Annotated in this window: 12 protein-coding genes and 1 pseudogene; 3 read left to right on the top strand and 10 right to left on the bottom strand. The window is 43.3% G+C overall.

Annotated features, from left to right (window positions below):
• Positions 1-30: 30 nt before the first annotated feature.
• Positions 31-3,576 carry a pyruvate:ferredoxin (flavodoxin) oxidoreductase gene (gene nifJ, locus GPK88_RS10905; RefSeq protein WP_148448754.1) on the bottom strand — a complete coding sequence of 1,182 codons (3,546 nt, stop codon included), beginning with the start codon at positions 3,574-3,576 and terminating at the stop codon, positions 31-33.
• 250 nt (positions 3,577-3,826) lie between these two features.
• Positions 3,827-4,240 carry an RrF2 family transcriptional regulator gene (locus GPK88_RS10900; RefSeq protein WP_148448752.1) on the bottom strand — a complete coding sequence of 138 codons (414 nt, stop codon included), beginning with the start codon at positions 4,238-4,240 and terminating at the stop codon, positions 3,827-3,829.
• 335 nt (positions 4,241-4,575) lie between these two features.
• Here GPK88_RS10900 and GPK88_RS10895 point away from each other — a divergent pair, with 335 nt between their 5' ends.
• A complete protein-coding gene (locus GPK88_RS10895; protein WP_021650411.1) occupies positions 4,576-6,216 on the top strand; it encodes an ABC-F family ATP-binding cassette domain-containing protein in 1,641 nt (546 codons plus the stop codon).
• Between the two features lie 144 nt (positions 6,217-6,360).
• On the opposite strand, the gene ybaK is transcribed toward GPK88_RS10895, so the two are convergent.
• The 5 genes from ybaK to GPK88_RS10870 form a co-directional block, all read right to left on the bottom strand.
• A complete protein-coding gene (gene ybaK / locus GPK88_RS10890; protein ID WP_173761745.1) occupies positions 6,361-6,840 on the bottom strand; it encodes a Cys-tRNA(Pro) deacylase in 480 nt (159 codons plus the stop codon).
• Between the two features lie 24 nt (positions 6,841-6,864).
• Positions 6,865-8,115, bottom strand: a complete 1,251-nt coding sequence (locus GPK88_RS10885) for a TM7S3/TM198-like domain-containing protein (RefSeq protein WP_173761746.1) — start codon at positions 8,113-8,115, stop codon at positions 6,865-6,867.
• 77 nt (positions 8,116-8,192) lie between these two features.
• Entirely contained in the window at positions 8,193-9,401 is a 1,209-nt protein-coding gene (locus GPK88_RS10880) for a transglutaminase domain-containing protein (RefSeq protein WP_173761747.1), read from the bottom strand.
• A 91-nt stretch (positions 9,402-9,492) separates the two neighbouring features.
• Positions 9,493-11,409, bottom strand: a complete 1,917-nt coding sequence (locus GPK88_RS10875) for a C40 family peptidase (RefSeq protein ID WP_215707791.1) — start codon at positions 11,407-11,409, stop codon at positions 9,493-9,495.
• Positions 11,410-11,662: 253 nt separating this feature from the next.
• Positions 11,663-12,235, bottom strand: a complete 573-nt coding sequence (locus GPK88_RS10870; RefSeq protein WP_256442574.1) for a zinc dependent phospholipase C family protein — start codon at positions 12,233-12,235, stop codon at positions 11,663-11,665.
• 374 nt (positions 12,236-12,609) lie between these two features.
• Here GPK88_RS10870 and GPK88_RS10865 point away from each other — a divergent pair, with 374 nt between their 5' ends.
• Positions 12,610-13,152, top strand: coding sequence for a Uma2 family endonuclease (locus tag GPK88_RS10865; protein WP_173761749.1), 543 nt, complete (start codon positions 12,610-12,612; stop codon positions 13,150-13,152).
• Between the two features lie 251 nt (positions 13,153-13,403).
• Here the strand turns inward: GPK88_RS10865 and metA are convergent, their stop codons facing one another.
• The 3 genes and pseudogenes from metA to GPK88_RS10850 all read right to left on the bottom strand — a co-directional run.
• Positions 13,404-14,336 (bottom strand): homoserine O-acetyltransferase MetA, encoded by a 933-nt coding sequence (gene metA, locus GPK88_RS10860; RefSeq protein ID WP_148448738.1) that lies wholly within the window; start codon positions 14,334-14,336, stop codon positions 13,404-13,406.
• A 56-nt stretch (positions 14,337-14,392) separates the two neighbouring features.
• Complete coding sequence (gene ligA, locus GPK88_RS10855; RefSeq protein ID WP_148448736.1) at positions 14,393-16,354, bottom strand: NAD-dependent DNA ligase LigA; 1,962 nt, start codon at positions 16,352-16,354, stop codon at positions 14,393-14,395.
• A gap of 85 nt (positions 16,355-16,439) precedes the next feature.
• Positions 16,440-17,090, bottom strand: a pseudogene (locus tag GPK88_RS10850) (RNA pseudouridine synthase); the annotation flags it as partial.
• Positions 17,091-17,202: 112 nt separating this feature from the next.
• On the opposite strand from GPK88_RS10850, the gene GPK88_RS10845 reads away from it, so the two are divergent.
• Positions 17,203-17,733 (top strand): N-acetylmuramoyl-L-alanine amidase family protein, encoded by a 531-nt coding sequence (locus tag GPK88_RS10845; RefSeq protein ID WP_148448734.1) that lies wholly within the window; start codon positions 17,203-17,205, stop codon positions 17,731-17,733.
• Positions 17,734-17,831: the final 98 nt, after the last annotated feature.

Below are 17,831 nucleotides of genomic sequence, written 5' to 3'. Positions count from 1 at the left end.
ACTGTATAAACAGTAACTATTGATCAGTAATTAGTCTTCTTTCTTATCTGCTCCGTAAAGAGTGATAAGTTTCTGCAGATACTCATATCTAGCCTGAGCCTCAGACTCGTTCTTAGCGAACAGTCTAGCAGCTTTCTCAGGATTCTGACGCTGCAGAGAGTTGTAACGAACCTCACCGTTCAGGAAGTCCATATAGTTCTCCATATCCGGTGTCTTGGAATCAAGGCTGAACTTGTTCTCAGCAGCCGGGTTGAATCTGAAGTTGTGCCAGTATCCGCACTTAACTGCCAGCTCTTCCTCTGTCTGAGCTTTGCTCATACCTTTCTTGATACCATGGTTGATACATGGAGCATAAGCGATGATCAGGGATGGTCCCGGATATGCCTCTGCCTCTGCAATTGCTTTTACAGTCTGGTTGAAGTCAGCACCCATGGAGATCTGTGCTACGTATACATAGCCATAGCTCATTGCGATAGATGCCATATCTTTCTTCTTAGTCTCTTTTCCGCCTGCTGCGAACTGAGCGATCGCACCTGTCGGTGTAGACTTGGAAGACTGTCCGCCTGTGTTGGAGTAAACCTCTGTATCGAATACCATAACGTTGATGTCGCGTCCGCTTGCGAGAACGTGGTCAACACCACCGAATCCGATATCGTAAGCCCATCCATCACCACCGAAGATCCACTGGGATTTCTTGGAGAGGAAGTCTTTCTGTGCAAGGATCTCATTAGCCTTGTCACATCCGCAAGCCTCAAGAGCTGCAACGAGTTTCTCTGTAGCTGCGCCATTTGTTGCGCCTACAGCGTAAGTATCCAGCCATTCCTGACCAGCTGCCTTAACATCCTCGTTTGTTCCGTTAGCTACAAGGTCTTCGATCTTCTCTTTCAGACCGCCACGGATTGCACGCTGTGCAAGAAGCATACCATAACCGAACTCTGCGTTATCCTCGAACAGAGAGTTGGACCATGCAGGACCCTGTCCCTTAGCGTTTGTTGTGTATGGTGTAGATGGTGAAGAGTTACCCCAGATAGAGGAGCATCCTGTAGCATTTGCAATGTACATTCTGTCACCAAAGAGCTGTGTGATCAGCTTAGCGTATGGTGTCTCACCACAACCTGCACAAGCGCCTGAGAACTCGAGGAGCGGCTGTTTGAACTGGCTGCCTTTTACAGTTGTCTCTTTATATTTAGCGATAACGTCTTCCTTCTGAGGAAGTGTTACACCGTAATCGAAGTATTTCTGCTCTCCTGCGTTAGCTTCAAGTGGAGCCATCTCAAGAGCTTTGTTGCCTTTCTTTCCTGGGCAGACATTTGCACAGGAACCACATCCTGTACAGTCAAGAGCGGATACAGTCATTGTGAATGTATACTCTTTCATTCCTGTAAGCGGAAGTGTCTTGATTCCCTCTGGAGCGTTAGCTGTCTCATCTGCTGTCATGGCAACCGGACGGATTGCAGCATGCGGGCAGACATATGCACAGCGGTTACACTGGATACAGTTGTCCGGAACCCATACAGGAACGTTAACTGCGATACCACGTTTCTCATATGCAGCTGTTCCGGATGGTGTTGTACCATCTACATAATCCTTGAATGCAGATACTGGGAGGCTGTTACCTTCCTGAGCATTGATCTTGCACTGGATGTTGTTTACGAAGTCCTGAGCTTCCTGAGCACCGTGGGATGCGTGAGACATGAAGAGTCCCTCGTCCTCAGCGTTCTTCCAGCTCTCCGGAACCTGAACCTCTACGACCTGTTTAGCACCGGCATCGATAGCTGCCCAGTTCTTCTTAACAACGTCATCACCTTTACGTCCGTAAGTAGCTTTAGCAGCAGCTTTCATAAGCTCGATAGCCTGCTCCTCAGGAATGATTCCTGTAAGTTTGAAGAATGCGGACTGAAGGATTGTGTTGATACGTGTTGGTCCCATGCCAGTCTCAATACCAATCTTAACACCGTCGATGGTGTAGAATTTGATATTGTGGTTAGCGATGAAAGCTTTAACCTGTCCTGGAAGATGTTTCTCAAGTCCTTCCATATCCCAAGCACAGTTCAGAAGGAATGTACCTCCGTCAACAAGCTCCTGTACCATGTTATATTTGTTAACATAGGACGGATTATGACATGCAACGAAGTTTGCTTTGTGGATCAGGTATGTGGATTTGATCGGTTTCTTACCGAAACGAAGGTGAGACATTGTAACACCGCCGGACTTCTTGGAGTCATAATCGAAGTAAGCCTGAGCGTACATGTCTGTGTTGTCACCGATGATCTTGATGGAGTTCTTGTTAGCACCTACAGTACCATCAGCTCCAAGTCCCCAGAACTTGCAGTTTGTTGTTCCCTCTGGTGTTGTAACAAGTGGTGCACCTGTCTCAAGAGAAAGGTTTGTAACATCATCAACGATACCGATTGTGAATTTCTCTTTCTCAGTGTTCTCATATACTGCTACGATCTGTGCAGGTGTTGTATCTTTGGAACCAAGTCCGTAACGTCCTGTAAAGATCTTAACATCGCTGAACTTGCTGTCGCGAAGAGCTGCAACAACATCAAGATACAGAGGCTCGCCAAGTGCTCCTGGCTCTTTTGTTCTGTCAAGAACAGAGATCTGCTTAACTGTATCCGGGATTGCATCGATAAGAGCCTGTGCACAGAATGGTCTGTAAAGACGAACTTTAACAACACCGACTTTCTTGCCAGCTGCCATAAGGTAATCGATTGTCTCCTCGATGGTATCGTTTACGGAACCCATAGCTACGATGATGTGCTCAGCGTCAGCAGCTCCGTAGTAGTTGAACAGTTTGTAATCTGTTCCGATCTTCTCGTTAACTTTGTCCATGTACTCCTGAACAACTGCCGGAAGAGCGTCATAATATGGATTACATGCCTCTCTTGCCTGGAAGAAGATATCCGGGTTCTGAGCGGAACCTCTCTGACATGGATGGTTCGGGTTCAGAGCACGGTTACGGAACTCTGCGATTGCGTCCATATCTGCCATATCTTTCAGATCTTCATAGTCCCATGTCTCGATCTTCTGGATCTCATGAGATGTACGGAATCCGTCGAAGAAGTTGATGAACGGAACTTTTCCTTTGATTGCTGCAAGATGAGCAACCGGTGTAAGGTCCATAACCTCCTGTACAGAAGACTCACAAAGCATTGCACATCCAGTCTGACGACAGGCCATAACGTCGGAATGGTCACCGAAAATACAAAGTGCGTGGGAAGCAAGTGCACGGGCAGATACGTTGATAACTCCCGGAAGCTGCTCACCAGCAATCTTGTAAAGGTTCGGGATCATAAGCAGAAGACCCTGGGAAGCTGTGTAGGTTGTAGTCAGGGCACCTGCTGCCAGAGAACCGTGAACAGCACCTGCTGCACCAGCCTCAGACTGCATCTCTGTAACCTGTACTTCCTGTCCAAAGATGTTCTTTCTTCCCTGAGTTGCCCACTCGTCTGTTGCCTCAGCCATTACAGATGAAGGGGTAATCGGGTAAATAGCAGCTACATCAGAAAAAGCATATGATGCATGAGCGGCTGCATGGTTACCATCCATGGTTTTCATCTTTCTTGCCATTTGTTTATTCCTCCTTAAAGGTTTGTTGAAAATATATTTTTAGGCTGTCAAGGGCCTAAAATTCCATTGGTTATTATAGCATAGATTCCCAGTTATGTCCATTTTCTTTCGCTGTTTTTTGTATATTATCATGTACAAACGTTGTTATCTTTTTGACAAGAAAAAAGAGCCGGCCAGAAGCTTCATTCCTACTCCTTTCCCGCTCTTCTTATTATCTTATCATACGCTTATTTTCACCTGTCACGGCAGTTTACTGCTCCTCTTTTTCAAAAAGATCTTTCATGGATTTCCGCCGGAGCATCGCCCACAGCTGTCCCTGAATTTCTTTCAGTTCATCATGAGCATAACATGGCACACCGTCCTGACCGTTTCTTGTACATTCACATTTTCCATTCAGACACTCAATGATAGACATGTCAGAATCAATCGCACTATATATATCATATAATGTCAGATCCGCAGGATCTCTTTTCAGGGCATATCCGCCATGAACTCCGCGATATCCTTCTACAATTCCCGCATTCTGAAGTTTCTTCAGTATTTTGTAGGCAAAAGGTGCTGTAATCGCCTCCCTCTCGCAGATCTCACTGACGCTTAAACGCGTCTCCCCCATCAATGCGCGGACAACCCGCATCGCATAATCGCTTTCTCTGGTGATAAACATCTCTAACCTCTCTTCTGTTCAACTAAGCTGCTGATTTATGATAATTTCTGCCCCTGCCTGTACCGACACGTTCCCGGGTGTTTCATCCGTGTCAAAATATATCTTTAATTCCAGGCTGCTCTGTTTATCATATACGTCAGTATAACGCATTTTTTTCAATAATAAAAGGTTATTATTTTCCTGTAATTCATTGTAAATCCGCTGTTTTTCCTCTATTTATATAAAAAAGGAAAATACAGCTTGCAAATTTTTCAGTTTACGGTACAATAGGAAACGATTGTAATGTTATACTATGTAATTGAAACGATTTTTATTAATGAAAAAAGAGGTATGATATGATTTCAGCAAACAACATCACACTGCGTGTTGGAAAAAAAGCACTTTTTGAAGACGTTAACATCAAATTTACAGAGGGCAACTGCTATGGATTAATCGGCGCTAACGGCGCAGGTAAATCTACATTCCTCAAAATCCTCTCCGGCCAGCTTGAGCCAACAAAGGGTGATATCGTAATCACACCTGGACAAAGACTTTCTTTCCTGCAGCAGGATCATTTCAAATATGATGCCTATCCTGTTCTGGATACTGTTATCATGGGTAATGAAAGACTCTATCAGATCATGAAAGAAAAAGAGGCCATTTACGCAAAAGAAGATTTTACAGACGAAGATGGTATCCGTGCTAGCGAGCTTGAGGGCGAATTTGCGGAGATGAATGGCTGGGAAGCAGAATCCGATGCCGCTACTCTTCTGAACGGCCTTGGTGTTGACACCGAGTTCCACTATACACAGATGGCAGACCTTACCGGTAGTATGAAAGTCAAGGTCCTTCTTGCACAGGCCCTCTTCGGAAATCCGGATATCCTTCTTCTGGATGAGCCTACCAACCATCTGGACCTTCCTGCTATTGAATGGCTGGAGGAATTCCTGATCAATTTTGATAATACCGTTATCGTAGTATCCCATGACCGTTATTTCCTGAATAAAGTCTGCACACATACTGCTGATATCGACTATGGTAAGATTCAGCTCTATGCCGGAAACTATGACTTCTGGTTTGAATCCAGCCAGCTTCTGATCAAACAGATGAAAGAAGCCAATAAGAAAAAAGAAGAGAAGATTAAAGAGCTCCAGGAATTTATTTCCCGTTTCAGTGCCAACGCTTCCAAATCCAAACAGGCAACTTCCAGAAAGCGTGCCCTGGAAAAAATCCAGCTGGACGATATGCGTCCTTCCAGCCGTAAGTATCCATATATCGACTTCCGTCCAAACCGTGAAATCGGAAACGAAGTCCTTATGGTCGAAAATCTTTCCAAGACTATTGACGGAGTAAAAGTTCTGGATAATATTTCCTTTACTCTCGGACGTGAAGATAAGGTTGCTTTCGTAGGTGCCAATGAGCAGGCAATTACAACCTTCTTTAAGATTCTTACAGGAGAGATGGAGCCGGATGAAGGAAATTACAAATGGGGTGTCACCACTTCCCAGGCATATTTTCCGAAGGACAATACCCAGGAGTTTGATAACGATCTCACTATCACAGACTGGCTTACACAGTACTCCGAGATCAAGGACGCAACTTATGTACGTGGCTTCCTGGGACGTATGCTTTTCCCTGGCGAGGATGGCGTGAAACGTGTCCGTGTCCTTTCCGGTGGCGAGAAGGTACGTTGTCTTCTTTCCAAAATGATGATCTCCGGCGCTAATATCCTGATTCTGGATGAGCCTACCAACCACCTGGATATGGAGTCCATTACAGCATTAAACAATGGACTGATCAAATTCCCGGGCGTGATCCTTTTCACTTCCCACGATCATCAGTTCGTACAGACAACTGCAAACCGTATCATGGAAATCCTTCCAAACGGCAAACTGGTTGACAAAATCACAACTTATGATGAATATCTTGCAAGCGATGAGATGGCCAAAAAACGCCATGTCTTCCAGGTTAATGAAGAAGACGCCCAGGATAACTAAATTTTTCATAACCATTTTGATGCATGTATTTCCCCTGCCTGCTTATAAAAAACAGATGCAGGGGATTTTTGTCAGTAAAAAAGCTCCTGCCGCAGGTTTTCCCCGCATGTAGAAGCTTTTTAGTATTTCTTTTTTGTCAATCCGTTACTCCATTGTGATCGGAGCAAGTTTTCCCTGTGTCACATCCAGGAGATCTTTAAGTGGAACTTTCAGAGTAAGCCCTACTCTTCCGCCACTCACATAAATTTCCTCAAAATTCTCCGCTGACTGATCAAATACTACCGGATAATTCTTCTTCATTCCAAGAGGACTGCAGCCTCCTCGGATATAGCCGGTAATCTTCGTAAGATCTTTCACATGAATCATATCTACCGTTTTTTCTCCAACGGATTTCGCCGCCGCTTTCCTGTCTACCTCTTTTTCGATCGGAACCACAAATACATAATAGCCCCCACTTTTTCCTTCCATAACCAAAGTTTTAAAAGATTGATCATGAGGTGCACCTGTAATATCCGCACAGTGGATTCCGTCAATAAATTCTCCGCAGTCATAGGCGATTGCCTCGTATTTCACTTTTTTTCTGTCAAGCATACGCATCGCATTGGTCTTCGCTTCTTTTCCCATTTCTGTCACTCCCCGAATTTTCTCTTAATTATCTTTCCATTCATCATAATCTTCCGTATCTGTAGCTTCTGTGGATTTCAGATCATCATAATCTGCCATATTTTCAATGTCCATCTGTCTTTTTCTCTGCTGGCGTCTTTCAAAATCATCATATGTATCCACAGGTTCTTCATAAACATCATCATAATAAGAAACGTCACGATCTTCTGGTTCCGAATCATTATAGCGGGATCTTCGGCCGCTCTGTCCGCTGTTTCCAGACGAATTACGGCCTTGGCTTCTTCTTGTATCAGAAGAATAATTTCGGCTTGTGCTGCTTCGTCTTCGATCCGGGGAACTGTTTCTTTCCGATGCCGTTCTTCTGCCGGCGCCAGCGCTGCTTCTCGCACTTCTTCGGTTGTCCGAAGAACTGTCTTCTTCTCTTCTGCGGCTTCTTCTCTGAATATCTGCTGATTTTTTTCTGTCAGAATATTCTTTATTACGCCCTGTATTCCTGCGGGAATACATTTCATCAGAATCTGTATTTCGTATTCTGCCTTCCGAACGTCTATCTGAAGGATTTTTATATAAGTCTTCTCTGTTATATTTAGAATCATATTCCTGACTGTTGGAAGCATTTTTCTTTCTTATTCGTTTATCTGTATCTTCGTATGGTTCTTCCTCATCCTCTTCCTCATCATAATGATCCTTGTTAATTGCAAACTGGATAAGCATACCAAGAAGCGCAATTCCAGCCGCCATGCCAATTCCATAGGGAAACTGTGCCAGACCGCCTATCTGAGCGATAGAAATTCCGGCCAGAACTCCTCCAAGCACACTGGTTCCGATAATAATCACACCTTTTGCATAGCGCATGGCCAGAACACCAAGTCCTACACCAATTAAAATGCAGAGAAAGAAAGAAAACGAACTGGTCGGATGAACCAGATAAATGCTTAAGGATATTCCAATGCCAAATCCCAGCACAAAAATACCCGCCCTGTAAATCAAAAAAGAAACAATTGCCAGTACAATACCCAGACCAGCCATCGCACCCACAATTACCATTTTATCCTGGACACCGGATATATAAGTTGCCGCAAAACCGCCTCCGGCGCCGATGAGAAATCCGAAAATCATCATCCAGAACCGCAAGATACGGTATCCAAGAATACAATTCATAAGGCCAAAAACACAAATCACACCATACACGATTACCATAAGCTGGCCGACTTGTTCCATTCCTCCAACCCTCTGTATCATATCAAACACTCTTGATAGCATATCCATATTCATTATCCTGCTCCTTTCTTTTTCAAACTTCTTTTATAATCAAAGCCTTCTGCCATATATCCGTAAACACAATCCTATATTCAAAAAATAAAATATATGGTATAAAAATTATTCAACACTCCATAATGATACTCTACCTGTCCAAGACCATTCAGTTTCATATAATACTGTGCTACCCTCTGTACTTCTCCACCGTCCAGCCATTCCTTACAAGCCGCATCAAAAGCTTCCTGATTGCTGAATTTAAAACGTACCACTGCTGCACCATTATCCAGTCTCATTTTACAGTAGTCATCTATTGTCTGCCAGTCATATTCATCAAAACATCCCTGATTCAAAACATAAAAGTTCAGATCCTTCGCTGTACATTTGGGAACTGTCAGCTCTTCTGATGGTGTATAGGTTTTTTCATATTCTTCCGGGAAAGGACAGAGATAATCATAAATTGTAGTCTTATGTTCTTCCAGCTGAGCTGCATCCCCATTCAAAAAATCCGGCTGATCTCCGTTTGTCGCATCTACATAATAATACGCTTCGCCTATTTTTACAATATCCCATGCATGTCCTTCTGTACTTTCTCTCGTACTTCCATCCACATAAATACATGGAACATCCAATCTTTCCAGAAGATACTGGACAGCTCCCGCGTACCCTGCACATACAGCAGCTTTTTTCCAGAATACCCCGGCAATACTCTGGTCATCTTCCCCGGACTGATATTCTGTCGTATCTATAATATAGGTATAAACAATACGAACCTTTTCATAATCACTGGCATCTTCCGGAATCAATTTTCTGACCGCTTGAAATCCCCCTTCCATCGCTGTCTGAATCTCTTCTATCTGACTGTCTGTATAAGTGTATCCAGGCGCAAATGTACAATAATCACTGTCTGAATATGTTGTTTTATAAATTTTTTCACGATTATGTACCCAAAAAATTTCCGGATGGTCTTTCAGTACTGCATGATAACTTCTGTCAATGCTATCATCATCCGAAAGTGTCAGATAAAAATCATTTTCCCGTGCGCGAATTCCACGAAGGATTTCCCTGTACACTCTCTGTTCTTCTTCACTTAGCTGTTTGAAGTAATATTCCTGATGTCCTTCTTCACTCTGCGCCACTTCCATCTGGCGCAGTTTTTCCACCTCTTCCGGCTCTCCCGAAAAAACGTTTCTGGCAATAGCTCGGATTTGATCAAAAGCACCAGCCTGTACGTTGCATGGCTGAAACACAAGCGCCAGGATCACTGCGATTGTTATTATGCGGCTTGAAAAAATTTTTTTCATTTTTTATCCTCGTTATATTTTCGCTCTTAAATACCGATTATAAGAAAGGGCAGCCTCCCACAGGAAACTGCCCTTATCACGCCACTGTTTCTTAATTCTCGATTTCCAGTGCCTCTACATCGTCAAAAGTGCTTACCGCATCATTAATGGCTTCCGTATCCAGAATCAAATCCTCAACTTCTTCATCATCTTCATCATCCTGAAGTGACTTATTCTTAAAATTCTCAAGAAGATTATTGGAAACTGTATCACTGGATGCAAGAGCGTCCTGAAGCGCTGTGGATTTTACAACATCTGTAAGAAGTTCTTCTGCATTTGCTTCTGTCACAGCATTTTCCGTATTTTCACTGGTTGTATCCACCGTTGTATTCGAATAGAAGGACGGCTGTCTGATATAGCGGAAACTTGCACTGTAGGCTTCCCCTACAGTTACTCCGTTTTTACTTGAAGAGCAATGTACCGCAATCCAGTCTCCAGAATCTGTTTTACCACAAAGAATTCCTACGTGGTTATCACTTCCGGACTCCGGTCCACGCTGAAATACAAGATCTCCAGGCTGTGCATCTGCCTCACTGACAACATTTGCCTTCTCCCACTGATCAGAAGTTCCATCTCCAACAGCTGCCTGCATTCCCTGATCCTGATATCCATTGATAACTGCCCAGGTAACAAAACCGCTGCAGTCCAGACCATACGCACGCAGTGTGCCGGAACTTTTGCTGCCTTCTGCTGAAACTTTCTCAACAGTTCCCCAGCTTGGGTCTTCCCCAATCACGGTTGATTTACCGCCCCAGAAATATCCCACTTTACCAACCAGAGAGTACGCTGCCGCGATGACATCCACATGATCCTCAGATACATTGTCACCAACGCTCTCCCGCACAAATCCCTTGGAGGCAGTAACAACCGCACAGAGAAGTTTACAGTCTGTCTCTACATATTTCTTAAGAATCGTACGGTCACTCTTGGCAATATTATTCTTCTTAATATAGTAGTTAATTTTTCGGTTTCCGTAGGATACCTTTGTGATATCCTGCTTGTCTCTGACAATCGGATTCATCTCTGCAAAAATTCTTGCAAGATCTTCCTTGCAGGATGCATCCAGTGTGAAAGATGTTTCACCGCTTTTACTCTTCTCATAAATATAAATAGCCAGAATGTCCTGCCAGTTACGTACTACAAGTGTAGAATCGGTAAGTTTGTTTTTTTCTTTATATTCCTTCTCTATCGCATCCATAACAGATGCAAAATCATCAGAAAATGTTAAGTGGTAATTATTCTTAAGGCTATCAAGATAAAAATCTTTACCTGCATGAAGATTGGATACCATATTTGTTACATATACCGGATTCCCAATCTGTGTAGCTGTTGCATTATTTCCATCTGTAATATCTGAATTTCCGTTACCGGAATTATTGTTATTATTTGCTTTCTTCTGTATATCCGCAAGTTTCTGTTCTGCGTCAGTCAGAGTTGCATAATTTGTAACCTTGGCTTTTTCTGCATCTGATAATGCATCATAAGCTGCACGGGCAGCTGCAATTTCTGTCTGAGAATCCGCAGTGACCGTTTTGTCTGCCAAAGCATTAATCCGATTAATGACAGCCTGCACTTTAGCCTCATCCACTGCCGCCGGTGTTGCTGTAGGCTGTGGTGTCTCTGTTGGTACCGGTGTCGCTGTTGGCGCCGGTGTTGGTGTTTCCGTTGGTGCCGGAGTCGGTGTCTCCGTTGGCTGCGGTGTTTCCGTAGGTTCTGGTGTTGGCGTTTCCGTTGGCTCCGGTGCTGGCGTCTCCGTCGGCTGCGGCGCTTCTGTCGGCTGCGGTGCCTCTGTCGGTTCCGGTTCTGACGGAACTTCAGGCTCTGTTACCTCCTCACCTCCATCGGAAAAATCCCCGTCGGCTGCAACTGTTTCTGTCGCGTCAGCTGCTCTGACGCCGGTTGGGCATGCCAGTACCATAGCTGATAACATCGTGATGCAAAAAAACTTATTAAGGTACTTGTTCTTCATATTTATTAAGATGCTCCCTTCTTTCCTTGAACATCCCTTTACTTCCCCTATAATAAAGGTCTGCCTTAAACCATTTTAGATAACCTAAAGTTTAACTCCACTTATTTTAGCATAGGAATTTTGTGAAATCAACCGTTCTCACCGGATATCCTTTTCAATTTATCTATTTTTCACTTTTTATTCACATTTTCGTAAGAAACATTTATATTCAAAAAACTGCGATGTTTTCACACCGCAGTTTTCTCGTATACTGTCAGACAGCAGTTACCGGCTGTCCTTCCATATGAAACTGTCTTCTGACACAGAGCTGAAAAATTCCTTGTATCACCTGATAACATACACTGAGAATAAAGCGAATATCATCCGCAATACAGCGTGGGCTTTCCAGATAATACGCATGACGTTCACGAATATACTCCACAAGCTCCTCAAAGCTGTCAAAATGCTTCGCTTCTTCCAGCTGGCTATCTGCTCTGCCACTTAAAATGCATTCTTTCAACCGGTTCTTCAGCTCTGCCTCATAGGAATTATGTTCTGCAAGACTCCCTTTATATGTCCTGTTATGAGGAAAAGTAAAATAATCAGCCATATAATGCATGACCTCACCGAATCTACGCCAATACACCCTGGCATTTTCTTCCTCCGGGTTTCTCTCAACCAGTTCCTTCATCTTATTCTGAAGCTGATTGAATGTTCCAAAAAACTCATGTCTGGTAGTAAGAAACGACGGTCTCAGATCCGGCATAATGTTACCCAGGCAAAACGCTTTTCTGTGTTGCTGAAGACTGTACACCTCAGACATCTGATCAGCCAGGTATCTGCCCAACAGTATATGTGATTTTTTACGCAATTTTTTCCCTCTTCCTTCTTTCCTGATTCAGGCCGCGACCGGATACAACAGTAAAATGGCCCCGCCGGTCAGCTGCCGGAATCCGCAAATTCTTCGTTTGTCGGAACCAACTTTACTATAGCACCAATCCTTTAAATAAGCAAATAAAGTTTGCATAAAATAAATGTTTTTTCTTTCCAGTTTAAATCTCCCTAAAATCCGGTGCTCCGTACAGATCGTATGGGGTGCTCTGGTATAAGAAAGAACTGCTTTCTGAGATGGCAGGATAAGCAGATCAACGTTGAATGTTTTGCTTCAATCCGGTATAATAATAACAGGAACCTGACTTATTAAGAAGGGAGCGTGAAAATATGCCATTACTCAAAGAAGATACTTATACTATAGAAGATATATATGCTCTTCCAGAGCGAGAACGTGCTGAACTGATTGACGGACAAATTTATTATATGGCTCCGCCCAGTCGTAAACATCAGCGGATTTCAACAAGGCTTACTAGCATTATTGATCGTTACATTGAAGATCATCAAGGACAATGTCAAGTTTATGCTGCCCCGTTTGCTGTTTATCTGGATGAATCCACAAACACATATGTGGAACCGGATATCTCTGTTATCTGTGATCCAAATAAACTGAATGACAAGGGCTGCAATGGTGCTCCTGACTGGATCATTGAGATTGTATCTCCTGCAAGTAAACGGATGGATTACTACAACAAGCTCTTTAAATACAGAACCGCAGGCGTAAAAGAATATTGGATTGTTGATCCTGACAAGAGCAGAATTATTGTATACAATTTTGAGCAATCTACTATGGAGGAATATTCCTTTACGGATTCTGTCAAGGCTGGAATTTACAGTGATCTGTTGATTGATTTTAGTATATTAAATTTTTAACATAATTGTATTCTAACCACTCTCAAAATTGAAGTTTTTCCGAAAAACAAAAGTTGGCGATTCCCTATATAGGACAAGGGTTTACGCCAACTTTTTATTATATCTCTCTTGAAATTTTATCTACACCATTTTTACCCCATTTTTGTAAAAACTTTCGTGAATTTACGACAACTTATATGAAGTTATCCGCCCTCTTCCATTTTCATGCCAAAATCCCCAGAAACAGCTCAACCATGCGGTTTTCAAGTCCCTTAAATCTCCCTGAAATCCGGTGCTCCGTACAGATCGTATGGGGTGCTCTGGTATACGTAGTAATTCAGCCAGTTTGTATACAGATTGTTTGCATGTGCTCTCCAGGTAAGCATTGGTTTGTTATTTGGATCGTCATCTTTATAATAATTCTTGGGGATTTCAATAGGAAGTCCCTTGGCAAGATCACGCTTATACTCTCCATCCAGAGTTACTCTGTCATATTCTGGGTGCCCCATAACAAAAATCTTACGTCCATCCTCTGCCATGGCAAGAAACAGTCCCGCTTCTTCGCTTTCTGCCAGAACTGTAAGATCTTTGCACGCATGAATATCCGCAATCGGTACTTCCGTATGTCTGGAATGTGGAGCAAGAAATACATCATCAAAGCCACGTACCAGCGGGATTTTCCGGTTCAGTACTTTGTGCCAGAAAAGGCCAAACATTTTTTTGTCCAGTGGTTTCTTCTCAAGTCCATAAAAATAATACAGACTGGCCTGTGCTGCCCAGCAAAGGAAGATCGTGGAAGTCACATGCTCCTCTGTCCAGTCCATAATCTCTGTCAGTTCATTCCAGTAATCCACCTCTTCAAAAGGCATCTGCTCAACCGGAGCTCCGGTGATAATCATTCCGTCAAATTTGCGTTTTTTTACATCTGTGAATGTTTCATAAAATTTATTCAGATGGCTGAGGGATGTATTCTTAGCCTCATGGCTCTCCACCGCCATAAAAGTCACATCTACTTGCAGCGGTGAATTGGAAAGAGAACGCAATAGCTGCAGCTCTGTTTCTTCTTTCAGCGGCATCAGATTCAGAATCAGAATCTGAATCGGACGGATGTCCTGGTGCATGGCACGTTTCTCATCCATCACAAATATATTTTCTCTTTCAAGAATCTCCTTTACAGGCAGATCCCCCTGTGTTTTGATCGGCATTGTTCGCCCTCCTTTATATATAAGCGGAATTTATCAAAACCGCTCTGTTACAGTTCTTACTGCTGTTTTGTAAGTTCCAGAAAATCTTCTTCGGAAAGAATCGGAATTCCCAGTTCTCTTGCTTTTTTATTTTTGGATGAATTGGACTGAATATCATTGTTAATCAGATAATTGGTCTTTTTTGTAACAGAGCCTGTCACTTTACCACCCAGAGATTCAATCAGTTCCTTTGCCTCGCTTCGGTTCCCGAAATGCTCCAGGCTTCCTGTAATTACAAAATTCATTCCTGCAAAAATCTGTTCCTGTTTCGGTCCTTCTTCCTGAATGTGAAGAAAACTCATAAGATGATCCAGCCGGCGGTTATTCTCCGCATCCTGAAAATATGCCACCAGATTTCCGGCAATTACAGGCCCGATCGTATCAATATCACTGACCTCTTCCAGACTGGCATGCCGAATTTTCTCCAGATCGTTATCAAAATGGCGGCAAATCACCTTCGCATTGGCAAGACCAATATTTGCAATTCCAAGGCTGTAAATCACCCTCGGAAGAGTCGTTTCTTTTGCCCGTTCCAGACTTTCTATGAGATTATCATAAGATTTCTGTCCAAAGCCTTCCATTTCCACAATCTCATCCCGGTATCGGCCAATCTCAAAGATATCTCCAAAATCATGAATGAATCCCCGGGCAATAAATTTTTCCAGTGTCGCTTCCGAAAGGCCGTCAATATTCATGGCATCTCTGCTTGTAAAAAGCCCGAAAGATTTGATTTTTTTTGCCGGGCATCCCGGATTAACGCAGAAAAGGCACTCCACATCATTTTCTTTTTTTATAACGGTTTCCTGCCCACAGGCCGGACAGATATGAGGAACCGGAGCGTTTCCGGTTCCTGTCAGATTTTCCGCTATCTGTGGAATAATCATATTCGCTTTATATACACGGATGGTATCTCCAATTCCCAGTTTCAGTTCTTTCATAATACTGATGTTATGCACACTGGCACGACTCACTGTAGTACCTTCCAGTTCCACCGGTTCAAAAATAGCCACCGGATTGATCAGACCGGTTCTGGATGGACTCCATTCAATCTCCAGAAGTTTCGTATCACGCATTTCATCTGCCCATTTAAAGGCCATGGCATTTCTGGGGAACTTGGCTGTAGTTCCAAGGGATTCCCCATAGGAAATATTATCATACAATGCCACCAATCCATCCGACGGGAAATCATTCTTTGTGACCGCATCTGCAAAATAATCCATGGCAGCATCCAGAGTATCCCCTGTGACTTTGCGGTATTCTACCACATCAAATCCCTGCGCGTTCAGCCACCGGAACTGCATTTCCCTGGAATTCTGAAAATCCACACCATCCGCACTTACCAGTGAAAACGCATAAAAGCGGACATTTCTTTTTGCCGTAATCTCGTTATTCAGCTGACGTACAGAGCCACTGCAGAGATTCCTCGGATTTTTGTATTTTGCATCTGCATCGCCGATAGTTTCATTAATTTTTTCGAAGTCAGAATATGTGATAATTGCCTCACCCCGCAGAATCAGACGTCCTTTAAAAGAAATCTTAAGCGGGATATTTTTGAAAACTTTTGCATTATTGGTAATAACTTCACCTACAATACCATTTCCTCTGGTAACTGCCTTTACCAGTTCTCCATTTTCATAGGTAAGTACAATCGTAAGTCCGTCCAGTTTCCAGGAAAGAAGCGTTGGATGTTCTCCGATAAATTCACGCAATGCTTCCCGCTCCTTGGTCTTATCCAGAGACAGCATTGGCCGCTCATGCTCCTCCTTGGGAAGCTGGTCTACTGCTTCATAGCCAACACTAACGGTTGGACTGTCTGCCAGAACGATTCCTGTTTCTTTCTCCAGTGCGCTCAGTTCGTCGTACAGCGCGTCGTACTCCACGTTGGGCATAATCTCCCTGTCCTCCTGATAATACGCCCTGGACGCTTCCCGAAGCTTTTCTCCCAGCTCTTTCATTCTTTTTATGGATGTTTCGCTCATGGCTTCCTCCTGTCTCTTTTTCTGTTCTTTTTGAGGAAAGCATTTCCTCCAGCTTTTTTCTTTCCTCCGGCCGTATCTCCCGGTATTCTCCTTCTGCAAGGCCATCCAGATACAGATTCATAATCCGTACTCTTTTTAATGTCACAACTTTATAGTCAAAATATTCACACATACGACGGATTTGCCGGTTCAGTCCCTGCGTGAGAATAATCTGGAAACTGTTTTTTCCAGTTTTTGTTACCTTACAGGGACGTGTAACAGTATCCAGAATTGGCACGCCGCCGCTCATACCCCGGATAAATTCTTCGGTTACCGTTTTATTGACCGTTACCTGATATTCCTTTTCATGATAATTTCCTGCTTTCATGATACGATTCACAAGATCTCCCTCATTGGTGAGAAGAAGAAGACCCTCTGACTCCTTGTCCAGGCGGCCTACTGGATATATCCTTACCGAATAATTCAAATATTCTGTCACGGTTATTTCATCTCGCTGCTGTCTGGTACTGCAGACAATTCCTTTCGGTTTATAAAAAAGAAGCAGAATCTTTTTTTCCTGTTTTTTTATCGGTTTTCCGTCAATACAGATCTTATCCTCTGCTGATATCTTCATTCCCGTAGAAACAGGCATTCCGTTTACGGTCACACGTCCTGCTTCTGTCAATCTGTCTGCCTCTCTTCGGGAGCAGACACCTGCATCGCTTAAATATTTATTAATTCTGATTTTTTCGTCCATTGTTCTATTATATATTTTTTCCCATATATTCGCAACCGGTTATTTTCCTTGTATTTTATGTGCATGTATTGTATGATAAACAAAAACATACCAGTAATCAGGAGGAAAAATTATGCCAGACCGTAATCCGAAAATAAACCGGCTGCTGATTTTTATTACTGTTTTTTTATGTCTGATCTGCGGTCTTCTGTTTACTCAGTCATCTGCCGGTCCATTTGGAAACAATTATAATTCTGTTGTCACCGGAAATACAGACGATATTTCCATTATGGCCTCCAATTCAGGCCATAATTCCACATCATCCAGCACGGAGGTTTCCGCTACTCCGTCCATAACACCATCTCCGGCACCTTCCAAAGTTCCGGAAAACGGAAATGTTTCTCCGGAAGCCGAAAACGGCATCTGGACAGCGGATGGATCAGACTGGAAATTTCTTGTAAACGGAGAAGCCTACACTGGCTGGCTCACCGATACTGACGGACACAGATATTATTTCAGCGAAAATGGTGTCATGCAGCGTGGCTGGATCAAGCTCAACAAAAAACGCTATTATCTGGACGAAGATGGAATTCTTCAAACGGGCACCCTTACCATTGACGGTAAGAAATACACCTTTGCCGCAGATGGTTCCATCAAAAAATGATATTTCATTATATCGGAACAATCGAGTAGGAGGGAAAATTAAATAAATTTTCCCGACCTCTCACACCACCGTGCGTACGGTTCCGTACACGGCGGTTC

Origin of the sequence: Blautia sp. MCC269 (assembly GCF_018785655.1) — a bacterium.
In the GTDB taxonomy this organism is placed as follows: Bacteria; Bacillota; Clostridia; order Lachnospirales; family Lachnospiraceae; genus Blautia_A.
This window is presented reverse-complemented; position numbering and strand designations above follow the sequence as displayed.

Coding starts and splice junctions, on each gene's coding strand:
- nifJ (WP_148448754.1), bottom strand. CDS start 3,576: ATGGCAAGAAAGATGAAAACCATGGATGGTAACCATGCAGCCGCTCAT.
- GPK88_RS10900 (WP_148448752.1), bottom strand. CDS start 4,240: ATGTTTATCACCAGAGAAAGCGATTATGCGATGCGGGTTGTCCGCGCA.
- GPK88_RS10895 (WP_021650411.1), top strand. CDS start 4,576: ATGATTTCAGCAAACAACATCACACTGCGTGTTGGAAAAAAAGCACTT.
- ybaK (WP_173761745.1), bottom strand. CDS start 6,840: ATGGGAAAAGAAGCGAAGACCAATGCGATGCGTATGCTTGACAGAAAA.
- GPK88_RS10885 (WP_173761746.1), bottom strand. CDS start 8,115: ATGAATATGGATATGCTATCAAGAGTGTTTGATATGATACAGAGGGTT.
- GPK88_RS10880 (WP_173761747.1), bottom strand. CDS start 9,401: ATGAAAAAAATTTTTTCAAGCCGCATAATAACAATCGCAGTGATCCTG.
- GPK88_RS10875 (WP_215707791.1), bottom strand. CDS start 11,409: ATGAAGAACAAGTACCTTAATAAGTTTTTTTGCATCACGATGTTATCA.
- GPK88_RS10865 (WP_173761749.1), top strand. CDS start 12,610: ATGCCATTACTCAAAGAAGATACTTATACTATAGAAGATATATATGCT.
- metA (WP_148448738.1), bottom strand. CDS start 14,336: ATGCCGATCAAAACACAGGGGGATCTGCCTGTAAAGGAGATTCTTGAA.
- ligA (WP_148448736.1), bottom strand. CDS start 16,354: ATGAGCGAAACATCCATAAAAAGAATGAAAGAGCTGGGAGAAAAGCTT.
- GPK88_RS10845 (WP_148448734.1), top strand. CDS start 17,203: ATGCCAGACCGTAATCCGAAAATAAACCGGCTGCTGATTTTTATTACT.